At 68.1% G+C, this 25,864-nt stretch carries 25 protein-coding genes and 1 rRNA gene; 2 read left to right on the forward strand and 24 right to left on the reverse strand.

Annotation, left to right across the window (positions count from 1 at the left end; translation table 11 throughout):
• Positions 1-73, reverse strand: a 16S ribosomal RNA gene (locus KB201_RS00005); the annotation flags it as partial.
• 733 nt (positions 74-806) lie between these two features.
• Here KB201_RS00005 and mftM point away from each other — a divergent pair.
• Positions 807-1,670, forward strand: a complete 864-nt coding sequence (gene mftM, locus KB201_RS00010; protein ID WP_058252765.1) for a mycofactocin oligosaccharide methyltransferase MftM — start codon at positions 807-809, stop codon at positions 1,668-1,670.
• Between the two features lie 35 nt (positions 1,671-1,705).
• On the opposite strand, the gene KB201_RS00015 is transcribed toward mftM, so the two are convergent.
• The 7 genes from KB201_RS00015 to murA form a co-directional block, all read right to left on the reverse strand.
• Complete coding sequence (locus tag KB201_RS00015) at positions 1,706-2,362, reverse strand: response regulator transcription factor (RefSeq protein WP_058252764.1); 657 nt, start codon at positions 2,360-2,362, stop codon at positions 1,706-1,708.
• Positions 2,359-3,738, reverse strand: coding sequence for a GAF domain-containing sensor histidine kinase (locus tag KB201_RS00020; RefSeq protein WP_058252763.1), 1,380 nt, complete (start codon positions 3,736-3,738; stop codon positions 2,359-2,361). Before KB201_RS00020 ends, KB201_RS00015 begins: the two co-directional genes overlap by 4 nt.
• Positions 3,738-4,913 (reverse strand): iron-containing alcohol dehydrogenase, encoded by a 1,176-nt coding sequence (locus KB201_RS00025; protein ID WP_078112007.1) that lies wholly within the window; start codon positions 4,911-4,913, stop codon positions 3,738-3,740. The genes KB201_RS00020 and KB201_RS00025 overlap by 1 nt, the downstream gene beginning before the upstream one ends.
• A gap of 86 nt (positions 4,914-4,999) precedes the next feature.
• On the reverse strand, positions 5,000-6,556 hold the full coding sequence (locus KB201_RS00030) for a VWA domain-containing protein (protein WP_058252774.1): 1,557 nt from the start codon (positions 6,554-6,556) through the stop codon (positions 5,000-5,002).
• Positions 6,557-6,561: 5 nt separating this feature from the next.
• Entirely contained in the window at positions 6,562-7,671 is a 1,110-nt protein-coding gene (locus tag KB201_RS00035) for a MoxR family ATPase (RefSeq protein WP_058252761.1), read from the reverse strand.
• A gap of 75 nt (positions 7,672-7,746) precedes the next feature.
• Complete coding sequence (gene mdo, locus KB201_RS00040) at positions 7,747-9,018, reverse strand: NDMA-dependent methanol dehydrogenase (protein WP_004021262.1); 1,272 nt, start codon at positions 9,016-9,018, stop codon at positions 7,747-7,749.
• 138 nt (positions 9,019-9,156) lie between these two features.
• Entirely contained in the window at positions 9,157-10,413 is a 1,257-nt protein-coding gene (gene murA, locus KB201_RS00045) for a UDP-N-acetylglucosamine 1-carboxyvinyltransferase (protein ID WP_058252773.1), read from the reverse strand.
• A 97-nt stretch (positions 10,414-10,510) separates the two neighbouring features.
• On the opposite strand from murA, the gene KB201_RS00050 reads away from it, so the two are divergent.
• Positions 10,511-11,155, forward strand: a complete 645-nt coding sequence (locus tag KB201_RS00050) for a cob(I)yrinic acid a,c-diamide adenosyltransferase (RefSeq protein ID WP_211538096.1) — start codon at positions 10,511-10,513, stop codon at positions 11,153-11,155.
• Here KB201_RS00050 and KB201_RS00055 read toward each other — a convergent pair.
• From KB201_RS00055 to rpmE, 16 genes are all read right to left on the reverse strand, one after another.
• Positions 11,152-11,592 carry a DUF2550 domain-containing protein gene (locus KB201_RS00055; protein ID WP_058252759.1) on the reverse strand — a complete coding sequence of 147 codons (441 nt, stop codon included), beginning with the start codon at positions 11,590-11,592 and terminating at the stop codon, positions 11,152-11,154. The two genes, KB201_RS00050 and KB201_RS00055, sit on opposite strands and share 4 nt — an antisense overlap.
• A gap of 215 nt (positions 11,593-11,807) precedes the next feature.
• Positions 11,808-12,188, reverse strand: a complete 381-nt coding sequence (locus KB201_RS00060; RefSeq protein WP_055474987.1) for a F0F1 ATP synthase subunit epsilon — start codon at positions 12,186-12,188, stop codon at positions 11,808-11,810.
• Positions 12,189-12,197: 9 nt separating this feature from the next.
• Positions 12,198-13,646, reverse strand: a complete 1,449-nt coding sequence (gene atpD, locus KB201_RS00065) for a F0F1 ATP synthase subunit beta (RefSeq protein ID WP_010842985.1) — start codon at positions 13,644-13,646, stop codon at positions 12,198-12,200.
• Positions 13,647-13,715: 69 nt separating this feature from the next.
• Positions 13,716-14,639, reverse strand: coding sequence for a F0F1 ATP synthase subunit gamma (locus tag KB201_RS00070; protein WP_055474988.1), 924 nt, complete (start codon positions 14,637-14,639; stop codon positions 13,716-13,718).
• A 45-nt stretch (positions 14,640-14,684) separates the two neighbouring features.
• Positions 14,685-16,313: a F0F1 ATP synthase subunit alpha gene (gene atpA, locus KB201_RS00075; RefSeq protein WP_055474989.1), complete on the reverse strand. Its 1,629-nt coding sequence runs from the start codon at positions 16,311-16,313 to the stop codon at positions 14,685-14,687.
• An 86-nt stretch (positions 16,314-16,399) separates the two neighbouring features.
• The gene (locus KB201_RS00080; RefSeq protein WP_211538097.1) at positions 16,400-17,824 is read right to left on the reverse strand and encodes a F0F1 ATP synthase subunit B/delta; all 1,425 of its coding nucleotides are present in this window, start codon (positions 17,822-17,824) and stop codon (positions 16,400-16,402) included.
• Between the two features lie 2 nt (positions 17,825-17,826).
• On the reverse strand, positions 17,827-18,315 hold the full coding sequence (locus KB201_RS00085) for a F0F1 ATP synthase subunit B (RefSeq protein ID WP_055474991.1): 489 nt from the start codon (positions 18,313-18,315) through the stop codon (positions 17,827-17,829).
• A gap of 47 nt (positions 18,316-18,362) precedes the next feature.
• A complete protein-coding gene (locus KB201_RS00090; RefSeq protein ID WP_004021252.1) occupies positions 18,363-18,614 on the reverse strand; it encodes a F0F1 ATP synthase subunit C in 252 nt (83 codons plus the stop codon).
• A 136-nt stretch (positions 18,615-18,750) separates the two neighbouring features.
• Positions 18,751-19,500 (reverse strand): F0F1 ATP synthase subunit A, encoded by a 750-nt coding sequence (atpB, locus tag KB201_RS00095; protein ID WP_055474992.1) that lies wholly within the window; start codon positions 19,498-19,500, stop codon positions 18,751-18,753.
• Positions 19,497-19,910, reverse strand: coding sequence for a hypothetical protein (locus KB201_RS00100; RefSeq protein WP_004021250.1), 414 nt, complete (start codon positions 19,908-19,910; stop codon positions 19,497-19,499). The genes atpB and KB201_RS00100 overlap by 4 nt, the downstream gene beginning before the upstream one ends.
• 285 nt (positions 19,911-20,195) lie before the next feature.
• Positions 20,196-21,395 (reverse strand): glycosyltransferase family 4 protein, encoded by a 1,200-nt coding sequence (locus KB201_RS00105; RefSeq protein ID WP_058252756.1) that lies wholly within the window; start codon positions 21,393-21,395, stop codon positions 20,196-20,198.
• A gap of 51 nt (positions 21,396-21,446) precedes the next feature.
• The gene (gene glyA, locus KB201_RS00110) at positions 21,447-22,706 is read right to left on the reverse strand and encodes a serine hydroxymethyltransferase (protein WP_078112010.1); all 1,260 of its coding nucleotides are present in this window, start codon (positions 22,704-22,706) and stop codon (positions 21,447-21,449) included.
• Positions 22,703-23,362 (reverse strand): L-threonylcarbamoyladenylate synthase, encoded by a 660-nt coding sequence (locus KB201_RS00115; protein ID WP_058252755.1) that lies wholly within the window; start codon positions 23,360-23,362, stop codon positions 22,703-22,705. Before KB201_RS00115 ends, glyA begins: the two co-directional genes overlap by 4 nt.
• 4 nt (positions 23,363-23,366) lie before the next feature.
• Positions 23,367-24,275, reverse strand: coding sequence for a HemK/PrmC family methyltransferase (locus KB201_RS00120; RefSeq protein ID WP_058252754.1), 909 nt, complete (start codon positions 24,273-24,275; stop codon positions 23,367-23,369).
• A 5-nt stretch (positions 24,276-24,280) separates the two neighbouring features.
• Positions 24,281-25,357, reverse strand: coding sequence for a peptide chain release factor 1 (gene prfA, locus KB201_RS00125; RefSeq protein WP_058252753.1), 1,077 nt, complete (start codon positions 25,355-25,357; stop codon positions 24,281-24,283).
• A 120-nt stretch (positions 25,358-25,477) separates the two neighbouring features.
• Positions 25,478-25,690 (reverse strand): 50S ribosomal protein L31, encoded by a 213-nt coding sequence (rpmE, locus tag KB201_RS00130; RefSeq protein ID WP_010842972.1) that lies wholly within the window; start codon positions 25,688-25,690, stop codon positions 25,478-25,480.
• Between the last annotated feature and the right edge of the window lie 174 nt (positions 25,691-25,864).

Here is a 25,864-nt window from a genome sequence, read left to right on the forward strand (position 1 = left end):
CTTTCCGTTCGACTTGCATGTGTTAAGCACGCCGCCAGCGTTCGTCCTGAGCCAGGATCAAACTCTCCATGAAAAAACCGTGAAACAAAACCAACCCCACAAGGGCCGGCGTTTCAACACAATCAGGAAAGCACAACCTGACCAAAATAAACCTAGCAAAATGTGACACCCAGGACGGGGCCCGAACGCCACACAAAAAACAAACATCTACATCCACAAAGATGCACGATGCCACATTGGCATCAGACAATTCATCATCACACTATCGAGTTCTCAAAGAACACACACCCACCAGCTACCCACCCCACATCAGGGCTCTCACCAGCAGACTTCGCATTCAACCTTGCCAGCCACCCCGTCTCCGGGGCAACTCTTCCAGCCTACCAGACCCCACCCGCAGCCCGCAACCCCGAAGAATTCCGAACCACTGAAAGACCCAGCAACCCCAAACACTCTACCCGAGCCACAACGACTCAAGCCAAAACACTCAGGGGCGGCCAGCCAAGAAACCCGGTCTCCACTCCCCACCTCAGACCCTTCCAGGCCCTTCCGGGGCGGCGCCGTGGCTCGCTGACTTGAAGAAAGTTACGCAAGCGGATCGCTGGGGTCAAATCGCCTGCTCGCCGCCCGCCAGTACAGCCATCGTCGCAGGTCATCGCTTTCCCATCGGAGTCGAATCCCGCTGCTGCGCGCGGATTTCGGTGAATCACATCGATGTGACGTGCGTCGCAGACCGTCCTTTCGGACAGGTCATCACCCCCGGTCGGTCAGTTATGCGCAGGTCAGAGGGTTCATACGGTCGAAACATGACCGCGACCGAACTGGCCACGACCCCGACGACCGCGCCCATCGGCGCATCGCCGGTACCCGGACTCCCACCGCGGGTTGTCTCGTCCGCGCTTGTCCCCGAGGGGTTCACGCGTTGCGGTCTCCTCTCCTGGCGCCGACAGGCGGGCGTCCTGCACATCGCCCATCCCTTCGACGAGCACAGCATCTCCGACGCCGTGGTCGTCGACGGACTCGTCGCTCTCGTCGAGGCCGGCGTGTTGGCCGGGCAGTCGCAGTTCGAATCCGCCGCGATGGGGATCATCCGCACCTCGGCGAGTAGGTCCACCGACGCGTGGGCGGCTTTCTACGACAACTCGCTTCGCGAACTACGCACGGGCGCATCGGCATTCGCGCCCGTCCACAAACGCGCGCGGAGACTCGTCTCGGGCGGGGCCGTCCTCGAGGTGGGATCGTGCTTCGGCTTCTTCGCTCTCGCCTGCGCCCTGGACGGTCTCCAGGTCGCGGCCTGCGACATCTCGCCCGGAGCGGTGTCGTTGCTCTCCGACGCCGCTCACCGACTCCGACTGCCCGTCGTCGCAACCGTCGGGAACGCGATCGCTCTCCCCTACGCCGACGACTCGGCCGACACCGTCACGCTCATCCATCTCCTCGAACACCTCGATCCCGCGGGGGCGCACGCCGCGATCGGCGAGGCCCTCCGGGTCGCCCGGCAGCGCGTGGTCATCGGCGTGCCGTTCGAAGACGAGCCGAGCCCGCACTTCGGCCACCTCGTCCGGCTCACCGAGAACGACCTGTGCGGCTGGGCTCGAGCCGTCCCGCATGCCGGCGCCGAGGTCCTCGTCGATCACGGCGGATGGCTCGTCCTCACCCCCGGGTCCTGATTCCTCGAGTCCGGCCGCGGTACCGAGCGACCGCGTCATATCAGCCCGCGTTTGCTGGCGATGTACACCGCGTCGGTCCGCTTGGACACCCCGAGCTTGCGAATGATGTTGCGAATGTGGAACTTCACGGTTGACTCCGAGATGTAGAGCGTCTCGCCGATCCGCTTGTTCGACAGCCCGTCGGCGAGGAGCCGCAAGACCTCGCGCTCCCGGTCGCTGAGTGCCTCGGACTTCTCGTTCTCGCCGGACACCGCGCGGAGGACGACGGCCGCGCTGCGCGGGTCGAAGGCGCTGCCGCCGCCGGACACCGCCTGGATCGCGCGCACGAGTTCGGTCGTGTCGACATCCTTGACCACGTACCCCCGGGCTCCCGCCCGCACGGCGCGCACGACCAGATCGTCGTCGAGGAACGTGGTCAGCACCAGCGCGGCGACCTCCGGGTGGCGCTGCGCGATCTGCTCGATGAGCCGCAGCCCCTCGTACTCGGTGCCCGCCGACAGCTTGAGGTCGACCACGACGACATCGGGGTGTCGGGCGTTCACCTCGGCCAGCGCGGCGTCGGCCGATCCCGCCTCGCCGACCACGTCCACGACGTCCTCGCGCTCCAGCAGCGACCGCATCCCCTGGCGCAGGAGGGCGTGGTCGTCGACGAGAAGGGTCCGGATGGGGCGCCTGATGTCGTTGTCACTCAACCGAACTCCTTCGTTCTGAGCGGGTCGTCGGGCGTCGCGGTGCCGGCCGTGCCGATCGGCAGCACCACCGCGACGCGGATACCGCCGATGCGCGACCGGCGGATCCGCAGTTCGCCTCCGAGCTCGGCGGCGCGCGAGGACATGTTGGCCAGGCCGCGGTGCCGTCCGGCCGTGAGATCGCCGAGCGACGCAGTGCGCATCACCCGGCGCAGATGTTCGGGATCACCGACGCCGTCGTCGTCGACCGACAGTGCGACGGTGTCCATGGCGTAGGTGAGGGTCACCGTGACCTGGTGGGCACGCGAGTGTACGGCGGTGTTGAAGAGGGCCTCGCCGGCGATCCGCAGCAGGGCGTGCTGGACCTCATCGGCAAGATCGCGCTCCCGGCCGCGCATGTGGACCGCCGTGCGCAGGTCCGGCGGCATGTGCAACGAGCACAGCTCGGTCAGGACGTCGCGCACACTCGGCGACGGCGCGTTCGTGGCGTTGTTGAGCGCGTAGATGAACGACCGCAACTGCTCCACGGCCTCCTTGGTCAGCCGGCCCGCCATCTCCAGGCGATCGAGTGCGGGACCTTCGACGATGCCGCGACACAGTTCGATCTGCACCCCCGCCGACAGCACCGACTGGGTGACCGAGTCGTGGAGCTCGCGGGCGATCCGTCCGCGCTCCTCGTTGAGCACGGTCGCCCGCATCGCCGCCGACAGTTCGCGCTGGGTACGTTCCAGTTCGGTGTTGCGCTCGGCGAGTTCCATTGCGTGGCGGTCGGTCTCGGAGAACAGCTCGGCGTTGAGCAGTGCGACGATCGCCTGGCTGGCCAGGATGCGCAGCACGACGAGATCGGTGGGATCGACCATGCGACCGACCGGTGTCCAGGCCGACAGTCCCCCGACGACGTTGCCGTCGAGTTCGACGGGGACGTGGACGTGGTCCTCCTGGAGGATCGCGCCGTGCAGGACGGTCTCGTGTCCGCGGAGGATGTCGTTGAGCCGGTTGAGCACCTCGTCGGGCAGGTCGTCGGGTGTGGCGGCCCGCTCGGACCCTTCGAAGGCGTAGAGCCGACCACCGCTCGCGCTGATCAGGTGGCGCGGGGCCGACTGCTCGAGTCGGCCGTCCGCGAGCGCGAAGACGACCCAGTCCGCGCCCAGATGGTCCCGTGCCGCCTCGACGACCGCGATGACCAGGGCCTCGGGCCCCTCAGCCGTACGGACGAGCGCGCGCGAAATCCGTTCCAGCGCATCGACGACGCGACTCAGTCGCGCCTCGACACCGCGCAGCGCCGCGTAATGGCTGCCCTTGACGCTGCGGAGTCCGACCAGGCTCTCGAGGTCGGCCTGTTCGGGGAGAGCGCTTCGCTCGGGCGACGGACCGGTCATCACAGCGCTTCGGCGTAGAGGTCCCGGATGCCTGCGGCCTGCGGACGCCGCGGGTTGGTGGTCATGCACGAATCGGCCAGCGCGTGGGCGGTGAGGCGGTCGAGGTCGGCGCTGCGCACGCCCAGCGGTTCGAGCGACGCCGGCATGCCGACCCGGGCGCCGAGCGCGGCGATCGCATCGGCCAGTCGGTCGGCGACGGTCCGGGCGTCACCGGATGTCTCGACCCCGATGGCGTCGGCCAGGTCGACGAAGCCGTCGGCACACACATGGGCGTTGTAGCGGATCACGTGCGGCAGCAGGACGGCGTTGATCGCGCCGTGCGGGGCGTCGCAGTGCCCGCCGACCGGGTGACTCATCGCGTGCGTGGCGCCGAGTATCGCGTTGGTGAACGCCATCCCCGCCCGTAGCGCCGCGAGCGACATCTCCTCGGCCGCCACCCGGTCACGCGGATCGTCGACGAGCCGTTCGAGATGCGTCCACACACCGCGAATCGATTCCAGCGCAAGCGAATCCGTGAGCCGCCCGTGCGCGAGCGAGACATAGGCCTCGACGCAGTGGGTCAGCACGTCCATGCCGACCTGCGCGGTGACCTCGGCGGGCGCGGTCATCAGCAGGGTCGGGTCGCTCACCGTCACATCCGGCACCAGCGACCGCCCGATGATGGTCACCTTGGTGCGCCGCTCGGCGTCGTTGATGATGCAGAACTGGGAGACGTCCGCGCCGCTACCTGCCGTCGTCGGCACCGCGATGAGCGGTGGGAGCGGTCGCCGCGCGCGGTCGATCCCCTCGTACTCGAGGATGTGGCCGCCGTTTGCAGCCAGCACGGCGACCCCTTTCGCGGCGTCGATCACCGAGCCGCCACCCAGTGCGACGAGTCCGTCGGCGTCGTGCGCCTTGTAGGCGAGGAACGCGGCCGCGACCTCGCCTGACCGCGGGTTCGGCGACACATCCAGGTACGACGCCGCGTCGAGTCCACCGGCGCGCAGCCCGGCGATCAGCTGGGCGTACCAGGGCGTGCGCTCGAGACAACGGTCGCTGACGACGAACGGTCTGCGCATCCCGAGTCCCGCCGTCGCCACCGGCACCTCTCCGAAGGCTCCCGGTCCGAGGACGATCTCCGGGGTGTGGAACTTGGCGACCTGGCCCGAGGTCCGGCGGCGCGCGTCACCCAGCATCCGACCTGCCTCCGATCCATCCGTCCCGACCACTCCGCTCGACCACACCGGCCGGTCGTCTCACCGGTACCCCGACGCTACCCACCTCATCGGAGCGCCGCACCCAACTCGTCGCAGCGCGCGAGCATCTCGGCACCGTCGCGCACGCTGACGACGCCGCTGCAGTGGTCGGCGTAGTCGGCCATCGCGCACCCGGACTGCTGCCAGTAGCGTTCGGGTTCCGGTGTGATCCAGGCGATCCGATGCGATCGCCGGCCCACCTCGGCGACGAGGTCGACGCGCGGGTCGAGTCCGTTGCTGCGCGCGTCCCCGACGACCAGTACCGAGGTCCGTCTGCTGATCAGGTCTCCGAACTCGCCCAGCAGTTCGCCGAACATGCGCCCGTAATCGCTCGTCGCGGCGAGATCGAGACCGTCGGCGGCCAGCACCGCTGCGAGGGCCGAGTCGGCGGCCGCGGTCCGCAATGCGGTCGTGACGCGCACCGGCCTATCCACGAACGCGATGACCTCGCAACGGTCACCGAAGCGGTGCAGTGTCTGTGCCAGACGCAGGATGAACCCCGTGACCGGCCGGACCGAGAGCGAGACGTCCACGAGGACGAGCATCCGGACCGGACCGGGGCGCCGGCGGCGTCGCCACAGTTCGGCGGGCACACCGTCGGTCGCGGCCGCCGCTCGCATCGTTGCCCTGATGTCCAGCGCACCACGGTCGACCGGACGGACCACCCGTCGCGGCGCGCCGCGCATGCGCTGGATCAGCCGGTGGCACGCGCGATCGATCTCCGCCTGGTCGACGTACCCCTCGGCCCGCCGGTCCGCGCCGGACACTGCCTCGACGACTCCGTCGGCGTCCAGTCGGGCGACCAGTGCGTCGACGAAAGCACCCAGTGCGCGTTCGAGTTCGGCTCTCCGCGCATCGCCGAGGTCGTCGTTGCCGTCGGTGCCGTATGCCTTGCGCGGATCGTAGGCGTCGAGTGCGGCGAGGATGGCGTGGGCGCCGGTCAGCCCGAGCGGCCGACTCGAGACCCGGGCCGCCGATCCGGTCAGTTCGCCGACGGTCGACGAGTCGGCGGAGTCGACCTCGACCGTGTAGGTCACTCCCCCACCGGTCGTGCCGCCGTCCGGGTCGACGCCGAGCTGCTCGGCGCCGGCCGAGACGCTGAAGTCGTTCTCCTCCCGGTGAGCGCTCTCGGCGTTCCGGTGCGCGGCGTCGGGATCGTCGGCCATCAGGTGGCCGATCTCGTCGGTGTGTTCGTCGGCGCCGATCTGGCGGGCAGCGCCCTCGAATTCCTCGTCCCAGACCACGTCATCGGGCAGATCGGCCGCGACGCCGCGGGCCCGGGGAAGGTCGTCCTCGTCGGCGCTATCGGGTTCGGCGCCGAGGAAGAAAAGCTCGAAGGCCCGCTCGAAACCCGCTGTCTCGTAGCCGTATTTGACGCACACGCTCTGTAGCGCCGCACGCAGGACCGCCGGCTCGGCACAGCCGACCATCGACAGGGTCCGCCGGATCTCGATGACCTCGGCGGGCGAGGCCGCGATCCCGGAGCTCCGCAGGACCCTTCCGAACGCGACCGCGAGCAGGTCGAGCGGGTCCGCCCGCCTCGCCTTCGCGACGGGTACCGGGGTGGCCGACGCCGCAGTCATCGGCGTCATCGTCCCGGTCGGACACCCGCACTGCGGGCGCGCCCCGCTCCGAAGGCGCGCGCGGTCACCGACCCTCCGGGCGTGGTCCCGTCCACGCCGACCGGCGAGCCTGCCGGCGGCGACCCTCCGTGTTCGGAAGACAGAGCGCGACGGGCGATCTCGCCGTCCGAACCGAACTTCACGAGCAACGCCAGCAGAGCGCTGCGATGCTCGGCGTCGATCGGCGTGCCCACCTGTCCGTCCCGTGCTCCGAGGTACGAGGCGGCCCGCGCGGCGTCTATGACCTCCGCGATGGACGGACTCTTGCGCAACGGGAGATCGCGAAGCCGCCGGGCGAGGTCGACGACCTCGCCGATGATCGTCTCCTCGACGTCGGGGGCGCGGACCGCGACGATGTCCCGCTCGGTCTGCGGATCCGGGTAGTCGACCTGGAAGTGCAGGCAGCGACGTTTGAGCGCGGGCGAGAGTTCGCGGGTGTCGTTGGAGGTCAGGATGACCCACGGCGACGACCGTGCCGTGAACGTCCCGAGTTCGGGGACCGTCACCTGGCGCTCGGCGAGGACCTCGAGCATCACCGCTTCCATCGCCTCGTCGGTGCGGTCGATCTCGTCGACGAGCAGGACCGTCGGCGAGGGCGACGTGATGGCCGCCATCAGTGGCCGGGCCACCAGGAAGTCTTCGGTGTAGACGCCGACCTCGGCGCGCGCCAGCGCCGAACTCGCGGCCGAGAGGGTCGTCTCGGCGGCGAGTTCCGCACTGATGCGATCGCGCAGCATCTGCACATGGAGAAGCTGTCGTGCGTAATCCCATTCGTAGAGGGCACGCGACTCGTCGAGACCCTCGTAGCACTGCAGCCGTACCAGCTCGCGCCCCGAAGCCGCCGCCAACGCCTTCGCCAGCTCCGTCTTGCCGACCCCGGCCGGCCCCTCCAGCAGGAGGGGCCGGTCGAGGAGCGTCGCGAGATGGACGACGACCGCGAGTTCCGGACCGATCAGGTAGCCCTGCTCACCCAACGCGTCGGTCAGCTCCTCCACGGACGGGAAGGAACGGCTGTCCGGGGTGATGTCCCGGGTGATGTCCTCGGCGGTTTCCCGAGGTGCGCACACGTGCGTCATCGGATGTCGGACTCCTTGTCGGCCTGCGGTTCTCGGAACAGTCGGGATCTCGGATCAGGCGGGCGAGCGGGCGGATCAGTAGCTGCCCGTGAATGCGTGCGCCACCATCGGAATCAGCGATTCGACGGTGCTCTCACGCGGGTTGCCCGGCGTGCACCAGTCGTCCATCATGTGCTCGGCGATGGCGCGGATCTGCTTGTCGGAGGTATCCATGGTCTCGCCACGACCCTCGTACTTGCCGGTGTTCATCCGGTTCTTGTCGTAACTGCTCGTCGACAGCTGACCGAAGTTGTCCGGGATACCAAGGTCTTTGCCCAGCCGGATGGCCTCCTCGACGGCGGCGTCGGCGGCCTGGACCGTCGTCATCTTCGATGTGTCGACACCGAGCAGCGCGGCGATCTCGGCGTAACGCTCGTAGCGAGACGGCAGGTTGTACTCCCAGACGCGGGGAAGGGCGATGGCGTTGTTCAGCCCGTGATGGCTGTCATAGAACGCGCTCACCGCATGCGACAGCGAGTGCACGAGACCGAGGCCGCCGGAGTTGAACGCCTGCGCGGAGATGTACTGCGCGTACATCATCCCGGTGCGGGCCGCCAGGTTTCGCGGGTCGTACACGGCGGTGCGCAGATGGTCGCGGATCAGCTCGATCGAGTACTTGGCATTGCCCAGCGAGGGTGCGAAGTCCAGACGCGACACGTAGGGCTCGCTCGCGTGCGCGAGCACGTCGAAACCGCAGAAGGCGGTGAAGTGCTCGGGGCACGTGTAGTAGAGCAGCGGGTCGTCCATCGCCAGGTCGACGAGGCAGGTGTCGTCGAAGGCCACCCATTTGTGCGGCTTGTTCATGTCCGAGGTATCGGTGATGACGTAGGCCCAGGAGGTCTCCGAGCCGGTGCCGGCCGTCGTCGAGACCGCGATGTGCTTCGGATTCTCCTTGTTGGTGGCCTTGGAGAAGCCCTCGAACTCGTTGATGTTGCGGCCGTCGTGGGCGATGACCATACGTGCACCCTTGGCGGCGTCGTGGCTGGAGCCGCCACCGACCGAGATGATGCCGTCGCACTTCTCCGACTGGTAGAGGGCCGCGGCGTCCATGCAGTTGTAGTCCTTGGGGTTGGACTCCACCTGGTCGTAGAGCACCACGTCGACGCCCTGGTACTCGATCTTGCCGATCAGCTCCTCGATGATCCCGGAGCCGCGTAGACCCGTCGTCATCAGGAGCGCACGGGTCATGCCCAGGTCCTTGGCCTCGACACCGAGCATGTCGTGCGCGCCGACACCCAGCTTCGCCTTCGGGAACGGGTGGAACTCCTTGATCGGGAAGTCCCAGATCTGGTTCAGCTCAATGGCCATGGTGGTGAACTCCTTGTGACGGTTGGTCTGTCACAACGAGAATGTCGTCCAGATCACAACCGGGACAAGGGGTCCTGCCCGTCCTCGACCACAGTGCACCCGGCCGGACGGGCCGGTACCTGTCCGATCGGACAGGGTTCAGTCGCGCACGCGCTCGATCTCACCGCCGAGACTGCGCAGGATCTCCACGAAGTGCGGGTACCCGCGGTCGATGTGCTCGACGTCGTGTACTTCGGTCACGCCGTCGGCGACGAGCCCGGCCAGCACGAGGCCGGCGCCCGCCCGGATGTCCGAACACCAGACCGGCGCACTTGACAGGCGGTCGATCCCGCGGATGACGGCGTGGTGGCCGTCGGTCCGCGCATCCGCACCGAGACGGACCATCTCCTCGACGAAGCGGAACCGGGCCTCGAAGACGTTCTCCGTGATCACCGACATGCCGTCGGAGATGGCGGCGAGGCCGATCGCCATCGGCTGCAGATCGGTGGGGAATCCGGGAAACGGCAGCGTCGAGACGTTGACGGCGGTGGGCCGGCGGTCGTGCCGGACCCGGAAGCCGTCGTCGAAGGTGTCGACCACCGCGCCGGTGTCGCCCAGTTTGTTCAGAACCAGCTGCAGGTGCTCGGGTTTCACGCCGCGCACGGTCACGTCACCGCGCGTCATGGCGGCCGCAATCCCCCAGGTGGCACCGACGATGCGGTCTCCGACCACCCGGTGTGTCGTCGGATGCAGCCGGTCCACACCGACGACGGTCAGCGTCGAGGTGCCGGCGCCGTCGATCTGTGCGCCCATCTGCTGCAGCATCACGCACAGGTCGACGATCTCCGGCTCGCGGGCGGCGTTGTCGATGGTGGTCTGTCCCTCGGCGAGCACGGCGGCCATGAGGATGTTCTCGGTCGCCCCCACCGACGGGAACTCCAGCGCGATCGGTGCGCCGACCAACGTGTCGGCCTCGGCCACCACGCAGCCGTGCTCGATCGAGCTGGTGGCGCCGAGGGCACGCAGACCCGCCTGGTGCATGTCGAGCGGCCGCGACCCGATCGCGTCTCCGCCGGGCAGCGCCACGACGGCTCGGTGACAACGCGCCATCAGCGGGCCGAGGACACAGACCGAGGCGCGGAACTGCCGGACCGCCGCGAAGTCGGCGTGGAACTTCGGCTCCGCCGGCGCCGTGATGGTGACCGTCTCGCCGTCCATGTCGACGACCGCACCGAGACCGCGGAGAACGTCCGCCATCAGCGGGACATCGGCGATCTCGGGTGCGTTGGTCAGCACGGTCGTCCCCTCGGCGAGGAGGGCCGCGGCCATGAGTTTCAGGACGCTGTTCTTCGCGCCCCCCACTGCCACCTCGCCGGACAGACGCGCTCCCCCGGACACCAGAAACCGATCGCTCACGACTGCCACCTTAACCGTCCGGGGTCACCGGCCCACCGGCCAGTACGTCCTCCGACCGTGCGTCCGATCCCGTGGGTCGGCGCAGTACATTCGACGCATGGCGGTACACCTGACGAGGATCTACACCCGAACGGGCGACGACGGCTCCACCGGGCTGAGCGACTTCTCCCGGGTGCCCAAAACCGATCCGCGTGTCGTCGCCTACGCCGACTGTGACGAGGCGAACGCCGTCATCGGTCTCGCCCTGGCACTCGGGGGTGACGTCCCCGACGACCTCCGGGAAGTGCTCACGACCGTCCAGAACGACCTCTTCGACGCCGGCGCCGACCTCTCCACGCCGGTCGTCGACGACCCCGAGTACCCACCGCTGCGCATCGCGCAGGATTACATCGATGCCCTCGAGCGCTGGTGCGACTCCTTCGGTGCCGATCTGCCCGCACTGGACTCGTTCATCCTGCCGGGCGGCACACCGCTGGCTGCCCTGCTGCATCAGGCACGTACGGTGACCAGACGGGCCGAGCGCTCGGCGTGGGCAGCGGTCGCCGCCCACCCCGACGACACCAGCGTGCTGCCCGCGAAATACCTGAACCGGTTGTCGGATCTGCTGTTCATCCTGTCGCGGGTGGCGAACCGCACTCGCCCCGCCGCGGGAGGCGGCCAGCAGGGCGCGAACTCGCCCGGCGACGTCAAGTGGGTTCCGGGCGGCAACCGGCAACGTCCCCCGGCGCGGCCGGAATCCTAGGCGCTGCGGCGCCGCTGCGATCTCGCGGACTGCCGGGATTCGAGCCAGGACTGGAACGCGGTCACCGCACCCGGGCCCATCGCCAGTTCGTAGTCGTCCTCGGCGCGGCCGGCGGTCTGCACCTGGAGGATGAGCATGCCGTCGAGGATCTCCGTCTCGGTGCCCTCGGGGGCGCGACGACCGGAGATCTCCATGCCCTGTCGTGCGAACGTCACGTTCGGCCCCGGTTTCAGCGACGTGAGCCGGTAGTAGCGCAGAGAGTCGTCGCTGTAGTGCACGGTGCCGTGACGCCATCCCTGGTCGACGCCGGCCGGCACCGTGCGCAGCAGGACCGGAGTGCCCGCGCGACGGAGTTGCGCCAGACGCAGCGCCAGGAAGCCACACAACAGGAGCGCCACCGCCAGCAGCACACTGAGCATCACGACCGCCAGCGACATCACCTACTCCTTCGTGCAGTCACCGCGGATAGGCGAAGCGTCGAACCCGGTAGGGCTCCAGACGGCTTGGGCTGCATACACGCGGGACAGGGGGGCTGTGGAACAAGCATGCCAGAACGTGCACATGAGACGCCAAACGACCTCGGCCGGCCATCGGAGAATTCCGATGGCCGGCCGAGGTCGGTCGTTGACCCTAACCGCTCGCGCGGCTCGCTCTACCGGGAAAGGTGTTGTGCCGCAGTCAGACGCGCGTGAGCACGGTGGTACTCGGGCGAATCCGGCTCCGCCTCGTCGAGCGCGGTCTTCTCCGCGTTGACGTCGACGTCGTCGGCCCAGTCGGCCGACTCCGCCAGCACCGTGACGGCCTCGCCGGTGACGGAGAGGAACCCGCCCTCGACCGCTGCCGCACGACGGTTGCCGTTCTCCTCGACGATGACCACGAAGCCACCCGGGACCAGCTGGCCCAGGAGCGGCTCGTGGTTGGCCAGGACACCCAGCTCACCGACGGTGGTCTGCGCGATCACGAACGTGGCCTCTCCCGAGTACAGGCTCGAATCCGCGGAGACAACCTCGACGTGGAAGGACTTCTCAGCCATGGCGAACCGCTACTTTCCGCTGATCTTGGCGGCGGCGGCCTCCACGTCGTCGAGTCCACCGCAGCTGTTGAACGCCTGCTCGGGCAGGTGGTCGAACTCGCCCTTGGCGACACGGTCGAAGGCCTCGATGGTGTCGGCGAGCGGGACGACCGAGCCCTTCTGGCCGGTGAACTTCTCGGCGACGAGGAAGTTCTGGCCGAGGAACTTCTGGATACGGCGCGCACGCTGCACCGTGACCTTGTCCTCTTCGGAGAGCTCGTCCATACCGAGGATGGCGATGATGTCCTGCAGTTCCTTGTACTTCTGCAGGATGCGCTTGACCTCGTTGGCGACGCGGAAGTGCTCGTCGCCGACGATCGACGCCTCGAGGATGCGCGAGGTCGAGGTCAGCGGGTCCACGGCGGGGTAGATACCCAGCTGCGAGATCGGACGCGAGAGCTCGGTGGTCGCGTCGAGGTGCGCGAAGGTCGTGGCCGGTGCCGGGTCGGTGTAGTCGTCGGCGGGGACGTAGATCGCCTGCAGCGAGGTGATCGAACGACCCTTGGTCGAGGTGATGCGCTCCTGGAGCTCACCCATCTCGTCGGCCAGGGTCGGCTGGTAACCCACCGCGGACGGCATACGGCCGAGGAGGGTCGAGACCTCCGAGCCCGCCTGCGTGAAGCGGAAGATGTTGTCGATGAAGAGCAGCACGTCCTGGTGCTTCACATCGCGGAAGTACTCCGCCATGGTCAGCGCCGACAGCGCCACGCGCATACGCGTGCCCGGCGGCTCGTCCATCTGACCGAACACCAACGCGGTGTCCTGGAGAACGCCCATCTCCTCCATCTCGAGGTGGAGGTCGGTGCCCTCACGGGTGCGCTCACCGACGCCGGCGAACACCGAGGTGCCGGAGAACTCACGCGCGATACGCGTGATCATCTCCTGGATGAGGACGGTCTTGCCGACGCCCGCACCACCGAACAGACCGATCTTGCCGCCCTTGACGTACGGGGTCAGCAGGTCGATGACCTTGATGCCGGTCTCGAGGATCTCGGTCTTGCCCTCGAGTTCGTCGAAGGCCGGCGGCTTGCGGTGGATGCTCCACTGCTCGCCGTCGCGACCCAGGCCCGGGCTGTCGAGGCAGTCACCGAGGGCGTTGAACACGTGGCCCTTGACGACGTCGCCGACCGGCACGACGATCGACTTGCCGGTGTCGGACACGGCCGCGCCGCGGACCAGGCCGTCGGTCGGCTGCATCGAGATCGTGCGCACCAGGTTGTCACCGAGGTGCTGCGCGACCTCGAGGGTCAGGGTCTTGGCGACCGAGGAGAGAGCGACCTCGGCGTGCAGGGCGTTGAACAGTTCAGGAATCGAGCCCCGCGGGAACTCGACGTCGACCACGGGGCCGATGATGCGGACGACCCGCCCGTCGGCGGAACCCGCCGACTGCGCGGAGGGGGTTTCTACTGCTGCGGTCATGGTGCTTGGGTCACTTCCTCTTTATCGAAGTATGGGTTCTCGTCGATCCGGACTCGGCTGGCGCGCACGCTAATTCGCCAGTGCGCTCGAGCCGCCGACGATCTCGCTGATTTCCTGGGTGATCTGGGCCTGGCGGAGCTGGTTGGCCTCGCGCGACAACGACTTGGACAGTTCTTCGGCGTTGTCCGTCGCGGCCTTCATCGCGGTGCGGCGCGCGGCCGACTCCGATGCCGACGAATCCAGCAGCGCCGCGTAGACCCGCGTCGCCACGTACTTCGGCAGCAGCGCGTCGAGCAGGGCGTCGGCCCCGGGTTCGAAGGTGTAGTTGCGCGACGGCGTGTCGTCGGACGAATCCTCGTCGTGCGACACGACCAGCGGGGCGATCCGCCGGACCTCGGGCACCTGCGCCAGCATCGACTGGAACCGCGTGTAGACCAGGTGCAGCTCGTCGACACCCTCGAGGGTGCCGTCTCCTTCTGGGCGCTCGACCTCGGTGCCCGATCCTGCCTGGAAGAGGTCCACCAGGAAGCTGGTCGCCGTCGCCGCGTCCGAGTACTGCGGTGACTCCGAGAAGCCCGTCCACGAGTCCGAGATCTCCAGACCCCGGAAGCTGAAGAACCCGACACCCTTGCGACCCATGACGAACAGGACCGCTTCCTTGCCTTCGTCGCGCAGGAGCGCGATGAGTTCGCGGGTCGCCTTGAGCACGTTCGCGTTGTAACCACCGCACATACCGCGGTCGCTGGTCACGACCAGGATCGCCGCGCGCTTCGGGTTCTCCCGCTCGTTGAGCAGCGGGTTGTCCAGCGATCCCGAGTTGCTCGCCAGCTCCGAGAGCACGGCGGTCATCTCCTGCGAGTACGGCTTGGCCGCCGCCACCCGTCCCTGTGCCTTGGTGATACGCGAGGTCGCGATCAGTTCCTGAGCCTTGGTGATCTTCTTGGTCGACTGGACCGACCGGATGCGTGAGCGCAGCTCACGAATGCTGGCCATGAGCCCTCACCCCTTCCTTTTCGCGATGTCCGTTGACGTCTGAGATCACTTGCGGATCTTGATCTCTTCGTTCTCGACGTTGTCGGCATCCATCGCCTCGGCCTCGGCCTCGTTGACGACGCGACGGCCGTCGTGGGTGAGGTAGCCGTTCTTGAACTTGTTGGTCTCGGCGATCAGGGCCTCGGCCTGGTCGTCGCTGAGCACCTTGCCGCCGGCGATCGAGTCGTAGACACCGGTCGCGTTGTGGTGCAGGTGGCTCAGCAGCTGGGTCTCGAAGTTGCGCACGTCGTCGACCGGGACCGAGTCGTAGTGGCCCTCACCGCAGAGATAGATCGAGACGATCTGATCCTCGACCGAGAAGGGGCTGTACTGGTCCTGCTTCAGCATCTCGACCCAGCGGGCACCGCGCTCGAGCTGTGCCTTCGAGGCGTCGTCGAGGTCGGAGGCGAAGGCCGAGAAGGCCTCCAGCTCACGGAACTGGGCCAGCTCCAGACGCAGCGATCCCGAGACCTTCTTGAGGCCCTTGGTCTGGGCGGCGCCACCGACGCGCGACACCGAGGTACCGACGTTGATGGCCGGTCGAACACCCTTGTTGAAGAGGTCCGACTCCAGGAAGACCTGGCCGTCGGTGATCGAGATGACGTTGGTCGGGATGAACGCCGAGACGTCGTTGGCCTTGGTCTCGATGATCGGCAGACCGGTCATCGAGCCACCGCCGAGCTCGTCGGACAGCTTCGCACAACGCTCCAGCAGACGGGAGTGCAAGTAGAAGACGTCACCGGGGTATGCCTCGCGGCCCGGCGGACGACGCAGCAGCAGCGAGATGGCGCGGTAGGCCTCGGCCTGCTTGGTCAGGTCGTCGAACACGATGAGGACGTGCTTGCCCTGGTACATCCAGTGCTGGCCGATGGCCGAGCCGGTGTACGGGGCCAGCCACTTGAAGCCGGCCGAGTCCGAGGCGGGAGCCGCGACGATGGTGGTGTACTCCATCGCGCCCGCCTCTTCGAGGGCGGACTTGACGCCGGCGATGGTCGAACCCTTCTGACCGATCGCGACGTAGATGCAGCGAACCTGCTTGGTGGGGTCGCCGGTCTCCCAGTTGGCCTTCTGGTTCAGGATGGCGTCGATGCAGACCGCGGTCTTGCCGGTCTTGCGGTCGCCGATGACGAGCTGACGCTGTCCGCGGCCGATGGCGGTCATGGCGTCGATGGCCTTGATGCCGGTGGCGAGGGACTCCTCGACCGGCTGGCGCTCGAGCACGGTGGCGGCCTGCAACTCGAGGACGCGCTGCTCGTCGGCTTCGATGTCGCCCTGGCCGTCGATCGGGGCACCCAGCGGGTTGATGACGCGTCCCAGGAACGCATCACCGACGGGGACGGAGAGCACGTCGCCGGTGCGGCTGACCTGCTGGCCTTCTTCCAGGGACTCGTAGTCACCCAGGATCACGGCGCCGATCTCGTCCTCGTCGAGGTTCAGTGCGACGCCGAGGACGCCGCCGGGGAACTCGAGGAGCTCGTTGGCCATTGCGCTCGGAAGGCCGCTGACGTGGGCGATGCCGTCCGAGGTATCGGTGATGATGCCGACCTCGTCACGCGACGCTTCGGCTTCGAACGACGAGACGTACTGCTCGATCGCTCCCTTGATCTCGTCTGGTGAGATCGTCAACTCCGCCATGGGTTCTCGTCTTTCCTTGATGTGGCTCGGAGTCTCGAAGGCTCTGAGCTCTGGGCTTCGTGGGTTCGGGTGTGTCGGGGTGGTCGTCAGCGCGGCAGCGTCTCGGCGGCCTTGGCCAGCCGTGTCGCGACATCGGCGTCGATGACCTCGTCGCCGACACTGATCCGGAGACCGCCGAGCAGTTCCGGGGCGATCTCGGTCTGCACCGAGATGGTCCGACCGTAGATTCCGCCGAGCACGCCCGACAGTCGATCGATCTGGGCATCGGACAGCGGTGAGGCGGACACCACGTGGGCGACCGACTCGCCGCGACGGGCGGCGGCCAGCTCGGCGAGCTGATCGACCGCGACGTCGGCGGCCTGGCCGTGCAGCAGGCGCACGGTCGAGGACAGCAGCGTCCAGGTGTGGGTGCCGACCTTGTCGCCGACCAGCTTCTTCAGCAGGTCGACGCGCTTGTCGGCGTCCTTGCCGTGGTCGGACAGCAGCGAGGACAGCTGCGGGTTGGCCTCGAGGACTCGGCTCACCCGGAAGAGCTCGTCCTCGACCTGCTCGATGACCCCGTCGCGTTCGGCGGCGGTGAGGACGATCAGGGAGTTCTGACGACGCAGACCGACGACGAAGTCGCTCGACGACGACCACCGCTGACTCGACGCGGTCGCGAGCACCTCGACGACGACCGGGGCGAGCTTGCCGTCGAACAGACGGTGCACCATGGCCTTCTTGCCCTCGGGGTTCTCGTCGTCCTCGACCAGGCGCTTGCGCAGGACCGGGTTCTCGCCGAGGAAGTTGATGGCCGCGGTGAGGTCACCCGAGGCGTCGGCAAGTGCCGAACCGTCGAGATCGATTGCCGCCGAATCGAAGTGCTCCGACACGGCGAGAGCGGCGTCGCGGCTGGCGGCACGCATCGCGTGCAGACCGACGAGCGAGGCGCTCGAGGGAACCGCGTTCGCCGAACCCGACGACATCTCCTGGAGTTCGTCGATGACCCGGTCGACGCTCGCCGCCTGGGCCGAGTCGTCGGCGAGATGGTTGCGCACCAGTTCGCCGGCCTTGTCGACCGCGGTGAGTCCGAGATCGGTGCGCAGCTGACGAACGAGGTTGGCGCGCACCAGGGCGACCTGGTTGCGGCCGTGCTCGGAGATGCGCTTGACCTCGTGGTCGGCCTGTGCGCGGATGTCGGAGGTGATCGCCTCGGCGTCGGCCGCGGCGTCCTTCTGCATCTGTTCCGCCTCGGCCTTGGCCTCGGCGACCGCCTTCTCGCGGGCCTGCGTGCCGTCGGCGACGCGCTTGGCAGCGGCCTCGCTCTCGGCGAGCTGCTGACGCACGGTCTCCTGTCGATCCCGCATCATCTTCGCCACCGGCGGCCGGACGTACTTCCACAGGAGGAAGAGGATGACCGCGAAGCCGAAGAGCTGAGCGATGAAGATCGCGGGGTCGAACGCAGCACCGATGTCGTGCAGCCAGGTGCCGATGGGGCCCTGGTCGGATTCGGTCTCAGTGTTGGCAGCCATGATCAGTTCACCGCTCCGCTCGTCGATCGGGTATCGGAAAGAGTTGCCGAGTCGACACCGAGCACACGCGCCGCAAGCGTCTTGGCGAGTGCGTCCACATCAGCTGCAGCCGTCGAAGCGGCCTGCTCACCCTGCGTCGCCAGCTCGGAGCTGGTCGACTGCAGGGCGGCGTCGGCCTCGGCGGTCGCTCGCTGCTTCATCTCGTTCAGCTGTTCCCGCCCCTGGGCGCGAGCATCGTCGCGCTTGGCGGTGGCCTCACCGCGCGCTTCCTTGAGGAGCGAACGGAACTGGACGTCCGCATCCTCGAATTCGGCGGCGGCGGTCCGGTTGTCCTCCACGGTGCGGTGGATCATCGCGTCCCGCTCCTCGAGGACCTGCTGGATCGGCGGAACCACGAACTTGCGGATGACCAGCAGCAAAATCACGAAGATGAGCAGGACAACGAAGAACGTTCCATTCGGGAGCAGGAAGTTCTCTGCAGCAAGCGTCATTGTGGTGAGGTGTCGTTTCTACTCGGCGACAAAAGGGAGAGCGACGATCAGCCGGCGCTGATCGGGGTGGCGAACACGAAGAGCGCCATGAAGGCCAGGTTGATGAAGTAGGCCGCCTCGACCAGACCGACGGTGATGAAGAACGGGGTGAACAGGCGACCCTGTGCCTCGGGCTGGCGAGCGATACCGGCGATCAGCTGGCTACCGGCCAGACCGTTACCGATACCGGCACCGACGGCGCCACCGGCCATGATCAGGCCGCCACCGATGAGTGCGCCGAGGCCAATCATTGGATCCATTGTGATATTTCCCTTTCGTTGCTGACATCTGGTGTGTCAGGTCTGGAGTTGCGCCGACAGGTGCCGGAGCAGGTCGTCATGTTCGGTTGTGGGCGCGGCCGTGTCCGTCTCCGCGCGGTGCCCGGGTTCGGGCGGGTCAGTGATCCTCGGTCTCCATCGACTGCGAGAAGTAGAGGATCGTCAGCAGCGCGAAGATGAACGCCTGGATCAGACCGACGAAGAGCTCGAAGGACTTCCAGATCGCGTTGGGCGCCCACATGATGTACGGCGGGAAGAGTGCGATCAGGGCGACCATCATGCTGCCGGCGAAGACGTTGCCGAAGAGTCGCAGCGAGAGCGAGATCGGCTTGGTGAACTCCTCGATGACGTTGATCGGCGCGAGGAATGCGACGTGGCCCTTGATGATCCGCTTCGGGTGACCCAGCAGGCCGCGCTTCCGGAAGCCGGCGATCTGGTACCAGACGAAGACGAAGAGCGCGAGGGCGTAGGCGAAGTTCACGTCCGCGGCCGGCGGCTTGAGGATCTCGTGGTGACCGACCTGGACCGGCAGGATGGACAGCCAGTTGGAGATCAGGATGAAGGTGAAGAGCGAGACCGCGAGCGGGAGAACGTAGGGGGCGATCTTCATGCCGATGGCACTCTCGACCTGACCACGCATCTGGATGGTGATGGCCTCCCAGAACAGCTGCACACCCGACGGCACGCCGGTCGAGGTGACCTTCGACTTCAGGTAGAACGCCAGCGCGAGCATGATCGCCGCGGCCAGCGCCGTCGCGATGATGGTCTCCAGGTTGAAGGTCAGTCCGAACAGCTCGAATTTGGTGTAATGACCCACCTGGATGGCCGGTTCGCCATCCTCTGCGGCAAGGTTGAAGGCGGTCGTCATGGTTGGCTACGAAGTCCTTTCATCACCGGAATGACCGTGTTCAGCACCAAGACCACTTGGCCGATGGCGAGTCCGAACATCGCGCCCAACCCGTCGGGTTGGACCAGGAAAGCCGCCAGCAGCGCGAGCGCCGTGATGGCACCGAGTCGCATGGCGGAGTTGAGTGCAAGGGCGGTCTTGCGCGGGTTCTCGTCGGCGACCACGACGTCGACGGCACGTCGGACGAGGATCGCGTTGACGAAGATCCCGGCGACACCGAGAAGGAAGAACACCGCGAAGAGCGGATGTCCGACGGCGAGCGAGACGGCAGCCACCACCACGATGAACCCGCCCGCGATGAGCGCGGGGCGGCGCAGTCCGGTCGGCGCCTGGGGATAGACGGGGGCCGAATCAGGGGCAGATGCGGTCATGTCCCTCCTCAGCTCTCCTACTCCATACCGATGGCACGGATCACCCGCGTACGTGCAGCAACACATGGCCGCTGGGCGTCAGCTCGCGTTTCGTTGTGACCCTACCAACACCATTCTTGGTGTCTCACCGGGGGGTATTGCGTCGTGTGAGACAGAACCGGGGCTTTGTGTCCGGGCCTGCGCACATGTTGACTACTACGGGCGATAGTACACGAAAATTTACGGTTTCCTTACCTTAGGCCGAGGTACCGCCATCACGGTAACCACAGGGTCGCCGGACACCGGTCAGCGGTACGCCTTCGTCGACGTTCGCAGTTCGGCGAGGCGTCGATGCAGGCGCGGCGCCATCGTCACCAGCATCGCGACGACGAGGCCCGCACCGAAGGCCGGCGCGACGACCGACAGCGGGAACAGCGTGCTGGCCGCCGCCGAGAACGCGAGAACCCCGACCCACAGATAGATGATCAGCGCGACCCGGCGCTGCGAGTGCCCGAGTTCGAGCAGCCGGTGGTGCAGGTGCATCTTGTCCGGGGTGTAGAAACCGACGCCGGCCCGGGTCCGCCGGATCACCGCCAGCAGCATGTCGAGCATCGGGATGAAGACGACGGCGGCGACCAGGATCAGCGGGGACAGCAGCGTGAAGATATCGGCCGGTCCGTAGGCGTTCACGGCGATACGGCCCGAGGCGCTCGTGGAGGCCGCGGCGAGCAGCAGACCGATCAGCATTGCACCCGAGTCACCCATGAAGATCCGTGCGGGCGAGAAGTTGTGCGGCAGGAATCCGAGGCACGCGCCGGCCAGTGCCACCGAGATGAGGGCCGGGGGGTAGTAGCTGACGTCGCCGCCCTGGTCGCGCAGCAGACCGAGCGAGAACATGCAGATCGCCGCCGCGGCGATGAGTCCCAATCCCGCGGCCAGACCGTCGAGGCCGTCGACGAAGTTGATCGCGTTGATCGTCGCGACCGTGATCGCGACCGTGAGGAGACCGGCCTGCAGCGGGTCGAGCACCAGCGTGCCGATGTCGGCGAACGGGATGTAGAGCTGCAGCCAGCTGATGCCGAGCAGCACCAGGACGCCGGCGGCGGTGAGCTGACCGACGAATTTGGTCAGCGCGTCCAGGCCCCACCGGTCGTCGACGACGCCGACGAGGACGATCACCGTGCCGGCGGCGATCACCGCCGTCATGTCCGTGGTGTAGGCGAATCCGCGATTGAGCGCGGGGAGGTTCGCGGCGAGCGCGATGCCGGCGACCACTCCACCGAACATCCCGAGCCCGCCGAGGCGAGGTGTCGGGATCACGTGCACGTCGCGGACCCGCGGCACGGCGACCGCGCCGGCGCGGATCGCGAAGACGCGGACCGCCGAGGTCAGGAGGTAGGTCATGGCCGCGGCCGTGAGCCCCACGAGCAGGAGCTCGCGCAGGGGGACCCCCGTCCCTCCCCCGTCCGCGGCGGCGGCGAGCAACACCGGTGCGGCACCGGTCATCGCGCCACCACCGGTGTCAGACGGGCAAGGGTCTCTGACATTGCGACCACGCTACCCGTAGGCCAGCGCGGCGATCTCGCGACGGATCCGCTCGTGTGTCTCACGGTCGCGCGTCGACATCGCCGCGGCCATCGCGTCGGCGACGACCGGATGCATCGCGGCGGTCATGCCGCGCTCGGTGGCCACCGGCGTACCGATCCGGATCGCCGATCCCTCGGAGACGGGGCGGGTGTCGAACGGGAGGACCGCCTTGTCGACGACGATCCCGGCCGCGCCGAGCCGGTGCTGCGCCTCCATCCCGGAGATGCCGAAGCCGCTGACGTCGACGACCGCGAGGTGGATGTCGGTGCCGCCGGACACCACCCGGGCGCCCCGAGACGCCAGTTCCGCGGCGAGACCGCGGGCGTTGTCCACCGCACGACGGACGTAGCCGGCGAACTCGTCGGTACCGGATTCCGCGCAGGCGACCGCCTTCGCGGCGACGGCGTGCATCGCGGGACCGCCCTGCACGAACGGGAAGACCGCCTTGCGCAGGGCCTCGCCGTGTTCGGCCCGCGCGAGGATGACCCCGCCGCGCGGACCGCGGATCACCTTGTTGGTGGACAGGGTGACGATGTCGGCGTGCGGCACCGGCGAGGGCAGCAGGCCGGCCGCGATGTGCCCGGCGAGATGTGCGGCGTCGACCCAGAGGATGCATTCGGCCTCGTCGGCGATCCGGCGCAGGGACGCAAAGTCGAACGTCCGCGAGTAGGACGCGGCGCCGGCGACGAGGATGCGGGGGCGGTGCACCAGCGCGAGATCCCGGACCTGGTCGTAGTCGACGAGTTCGTCGTCGCGGCGGACCTCGTAGTGCAATGGCGAGAACCACCGGCCGGAGAAGTTCGCCCGAGAACCATGCGTCTGGTGGCCGCCGTGTTCGAGGCGCAGCGCGAGCACCGGGTCTCCGGGCTGGGCGAAGGCGGCATAGACGGCGAGGTTCGCCGCACTCCCCGACAGCGGCTGGACATTGACGTACTCGGCGCCGAACAGCGCGCGGGCCCGTCCGACGGCGAGCTCCTCGAGCTCGTCGGCCACCTCACAACCGCCGTGGTAGCGCGCCCCGGGATACCCTTCCGCATACTTCGCGTCGAAGACCGACGCCATCGCGGCACGCACCCCGGGCGTCGGCTCGGTCTCGCTGGCGAGCAGCTGCAAGGTGTCGCGGCGCCGGCCGACCTCGCGGCTCACCAGGGCGTCGACCGCGGCGTCACCGGTCGGGGCGCTGCCCGCCTCGACGCCGTGTGGTCCGAACCTCGGCGCGTCGGGGCTCATCGCTCCGCGAGCAGCGCGGCCGGGTCCGTGTCGAGTACGTCGGCGACGGCGTCCGTCGAGACCGCACCCTCGCGCAGGATGCGCGGACTCGGCCCGGAGACATCGACGATCGTCGACGCCTGCGCGGCCGGCGCCGGGCCACCGTCGAGATACACCGCGATCTCGTCACCGAGTTGTTCGCGCGCCTCGTCGGCGGTGGTCGCCGGCGGACGCCCCGAGACGTTCGCGCTCGAGACCGCCATCGGCCCCACCTCGCGCAGAACGTCGATCGCGACCGGGTGCAGCGGCATCCGCAGCATGACGGTGCCGTCGGTGTCGCCGAGGTCCCACGCCAGCGAGGGTGCTTGTCGGACAACCAGACTCAGGCCGCCCGGCCAGAAGGCCTCGATCAGGTCGCGGGCAGGCTGCGGCACCGAGAGGACCAGTCCGTCGATCGAGTGCCAAGAGCCGACCAGGACCGGCACCGGCATGTCCCGGCCGCGGTGCTTGGCCGCCAGCAGCGCACCGACGGCGTCGGAATCGAACGCGTCGCATCCGACGCCGTAGAGCGTGTCGGTGGGCATCACGATCAGCCGTCCGGCCTTCGCCGCCCCGACCGCCGCCCGAATCCCCGACGAGCGGTTCTGTGGATCGTTGCAGTCGAAAACAGTGCTCACGCGATCATCCTGCCATGCCGCGTCCGACGGACCCGGCCTGCCGTCGGCGCGCCGTCACGAACCTCGGCCGGCCCGTCAGATCCGTGTGCCGGGTGACTTCCTCGAAGTCGCCGTGCGCGTGCAGGCACGACACGACGGCGTCGGCGGTCGTGTCGTCGTGTTCGATCCCGACGACGCCACCCGGCGTCAGCGTGCGGGCGATGACCGGCACCATCGGCACGATGACCGACATCCCGTCCGCGCCGCCGAAGACGGCGCGAGCCGGGTCGTGGGCGACCTCGGGTCCGACCACGGCGTCGAGCGGCACGTAGGGCGGGTTCGTGACCAGGACCGACACGCTGCCGGCCGGGATGGCTCCCGCGACCTGATCCGGATCGGTGACGTCCGCGGCGACCACGTCGACCCGTGACCCGCCGGCCGGTGTCGCGGCGGCGACGTTGCGACGCAACCACACCAGCGCATCCTCGTCGGCCTCGACCGCCACGACCCGGGTCGCCGGACTCATCGCGGCGATGCCGATCGCCAGTGCCCCACTGCCGCTGCAGAAATCAGCCGCGGAATGCGGCCCGGGGGTGGCGCGGAGTCGGTCGACCGCCCATTCGAGGAGGTACTCGGTCTCCGGCCGGGGGATGAACACTCCGGGGCCGACGGCCAGCTCGACCGGGCCGAACGCGGCGGTCCCGATGATGTGCTGCAACGGAATTCGCTGCGACCGCAGGTCGATCGCGGACCGGAACGCGCGGGCCGGCGCGTCGTCGATCGCGTCCACCAGCACGAGACGGCCCGCATCGATCCCGAGCACGTGCGCCATCAGCCATTCGGCGTCACGGCGGGCGGAGTCGATCCCGGACGCGGCGAGACGGGCGGTTGCGGCACGCAGTTCGTCCAGCACCGGGGTCGGCCTGCCGGTCACAACACCTATTCCGCTTCCATGCGGGCCTGCCGGTCCGCGGCGACGAGCGCGTCGAGCAGGTTGTCCATGTCACCGGCGAGCACCGCGTCGAGATTGCTGGCCTTGTAACCGATGCGGTGATCGGTGATGCGGTTCTCGGGGAAGTTGTAGGTCCGGATCCGCTCGGACCGGTCCACGGTGCGGATCTGGGCCGCACGACCCTGCGCGGCGGCGGCCTCCGCTTCTTCCTCGGCTGCGGACTGCAGCCGGGCGGCGAGGACCTGCATCGCGCGCGCCTTGTTCTGCAACTGCGAACGTTCGTTCTGGCATGTGACGACGATTCCGGTGGGCAGGTGGGTGATCCGGACCGCCGAATCGGTGGTGTTCACGCCCTGGCCGCCCTTGCCGGACGAGCGGTAGACGTCGATGCGCAGTTCCGATTCGTCGATCGTCACCTCGGCCACCTCTTCGGGCTCGGGGTAGATCAGCACCCCGGCCGCCGACGTGTGGATGCGGCCCTGCGACTCGGTGACCGGCACCCGCTGGACGCGGTGCACACCGCCCTCGAACTTCAGTCGCGACCAGACCCCGTCGCGCACGGCCTCTTTCGACTTGATCGAGAAGGTGGCCTCTTTGTAGCCGCCGAGATCGGACTCGGTCACGCCGAGCACCTGCGCCTTCCAGCCGTGACGCTCGCAGTACTTGAGGTACATCCGGGCCAGGTCCGCCGCGAACAGTGCCGATTCCTCGCCGCCCGCACCGGATTTGATCTCCAAGACCACGTCGTCGGCGTCGTGGGGGTCGCGCGGGGCGAGCAGGTCGGTCAACGTCGCGTCGAGTTCCTCGACGGCCTCTTCGAGAGAGGGGATCTCGGCGGCGAACGACGCGTCATCGGCGGCCAGTTCCCGTGCGGCCTCGAGATCCTCGCGTGCCGCCTTCAACCGGGTGTAGGTCGCCATGACGGGCGCGAGCTCGGCGAATCGCTTGCCGACGCGACGGGCCGCGGCGGGATCGTCGTGCAGGGCGGGATCGGCCAGCTGGCGTTCGAGACCCGAGTGCTCGGCCAGGATGTCGTCGATGGCCGAGGGACTCTGCGTACTCATGAAGGCGACCTCACTTGTCGACCGGCGCACGCCGGATGATCGGCGACACCGGGAAGAACTCTGACCGGAAAACACAGCGACGCCCGTCCCGACATCGTCGGGCGGGCGTCGCAGCGTGGTCTACTTGGCGCGCTTGCCGTAGCGCTTCTCGAACCGGGCAACGCGGCCGCCGGTGTCGAGGATCTTCTGCTTGCCCGTGTAGAACGGGTGGCACTGCGAGCAGACCTCGACGTTGATCCGACCGTTGGCAGCGGTGCTGCGGGTCTCGAAGGTGTTGCCGCAGCCGCAGACGACGGTGGTCGTCGCGTACTCGGGGTGGATTCCCTGCTTCATGTCTGACTGTCCCTTTCTGAGGTCGCCGGGTCACCGTCGCTTGTCGACGGTGTGAACCGGAACCGGACTCGACCGATCAGTATGCCACGGGGGCATCACCCGGGAAAAATCCCGGTCACCGCGGTCGCAGGTGCCTCAACGGCAGGCCGCTCGGATCCATTCCCGGCACGGCCA

It is taken from the genome of Gordonia sp. SCSIO 19800, assembly GCF_018132775.1.
Taxonomy (GTDB): domain Bacteria; phylum Actinomycetota; class Actinomycetes; order Mycobacteriales; family Mycobacteriaceae; genus Gordonia; species Gordonia hongkongensis.

What these genes read in the sequence shown, in the direction of transcription:
- KB201_RS00030 (WP_058252774.1), bottom strand. Translation starts at nt 6,556, where the DNA reads ATGACTGCGGCGTCGGCCACCCCGGTACCCGTCGCGAAGGCGAGGCGG.
- atpD (WP_010842985.1), bottom strand. Translation starts at nt 13,646, where the DNA reads ATGACCGCAGCAGTAGAAACCCCCTCCGCGCAGTCGGCGGGTTCCGCC.
- KB201_RS00060 (WP_055474987.1), bottom strand. Translation starts at nt 12,188, where the DNA reads ATGGCTGAGAAGTCCTTCCACGTCGAGGTTGTCTCCGCGGATTCGAGC.
- atpB (WP_055474992.1), bottom strand. Translation starts at nt 19,500, where the DNA reads ATGACGACCGCCTTCAACCTTGCCGCAGAGGATGGCGAACCGGCCATC.
- KB201_RS00080 (WP_211538097.1), bottom strand. Translation starts at nt 17,824, where the DNA reads ATGGCTGCCAACACTGAGACCGAATCCGACCAGGGCCCCATCGGCACC.
- KB201_RS00105 (WP_058252756.1), bottom strand. Translation starts at nt 21,395, where the DNA reads ATGACCGGTGCCGCACCGGTGTTGCTCGCCGCCGCCGCGGACGGGGGA.
- KB201_RS00055 (WP_058252759.1), bottom strand. Translation starts at nt 11,592, where the DNA reads ATGTCGCTGGCGGTCGTGATGCTCAGTGTGCTGCTGGCGGTGGCGCTC.
- KB201_RS00050 (WP_211538096.1), top strand. Translation starts at nt 10,511, where the DNA reads ATGGCGGTACACCTGACGAGGATCTACACCCGAACGGGCGACGACGGC.
- KB201_RS00100 (WP_004021250.1), bottom strand. Translation starts at nt 19,910, where the DNA reads ATGACCGCATCTGCCCCTGATTCGGCCCCCGTCTATCCCCAGGCGCCG.
- prfA (WP_058252753.1), bottom strand. Translation starts at nt 25,357, where the DNA reads ATGAGTACGCAGAGTCCCTCGGCCATCGACGACATCCTGGCCGAGCAC.
- KB201_RS00070 (WP_055474988.1), bottom strand. Translation starts at nt 14,639, where the DNA reads ATGGCCAGCATTCGTGAGCTGCGCTCACGCATCCGGTCGGTCCAGTCG.
- mdo (WP_004021262.1), bottom strand. Translation starts at nt 9,018, where the DNA reads ATGGCCATTGAGCTGAACCAGATCTGGGACTTCCCGATCAAGGAGTTC.
- KB201_RS00035 (WP_058252761.1), bottom strand. Translation starts at nt 7,671, where the DNA reads ATGACGCACGTGTGCGCACCTCGGGAAACCGCCGAGGACATCACCCGG.
- KB201_RS00085 (WP_055474991.1), bottom strand. Translation starts at nt 18,315, where the DNA reads ATGACGCTTGCTGCAGAGAACTTCCTGCTCCCGAATGGAACGTTCTTC.
- KB201_RS00090 (WP_004021252.1), bottom strand. Translation starts at nt 18,614, where the DNA reads ATGGATCCAATGATTGGCCTCGGCGCACTCATCGGTGGCGGCCTGATC.
- mftM (WP_058252765.1), top strand. Translation starts at nt 807, where the DNA reads ATGACCGCGACCGAACTGGCCACGACCCCGACGACCGCGCCCATCGGC.
- glyA (WP_078112010.1), bottom strand. Translation starts at nt 22,706, where the DNA reads ATGAGCCCCGACGCGCCGAGGTTCGGACCACACGGCGTCGAGGCGGGC.
- atpA (WP_055474989.1), bottom strand. Translation starts at nt 16,313, where the DNA reads ATGGCGGAGTTGACGATCTCACCAGACGAGATCAAGGGAGCGATCGAG.
- rpmE (WP_010842972.1), bottom strand. Translation starts at nt 25,690, where the DNA reads ATGAAGCAGGGAATCCACCCCGAGTACGCGACGACCACCGTCGTCTGC.
- KB201_RS00025 (WP_078112007.1), bottom strand. Translation starts at nt 4,913, where the DNA reads ATGCTGGGTGACGCGCGCCGCCGGACCTCGGGCCAGGTCGCCAAGTTC.
- KB201_RS00020 (WP_058252763.1), bottom strand. Translation starts at nt 3,738, where the DNA reads ATGACCGGTCCGTCGCCCGAGCGAAGCGCTCTCCCCGAACAGGCCGAC.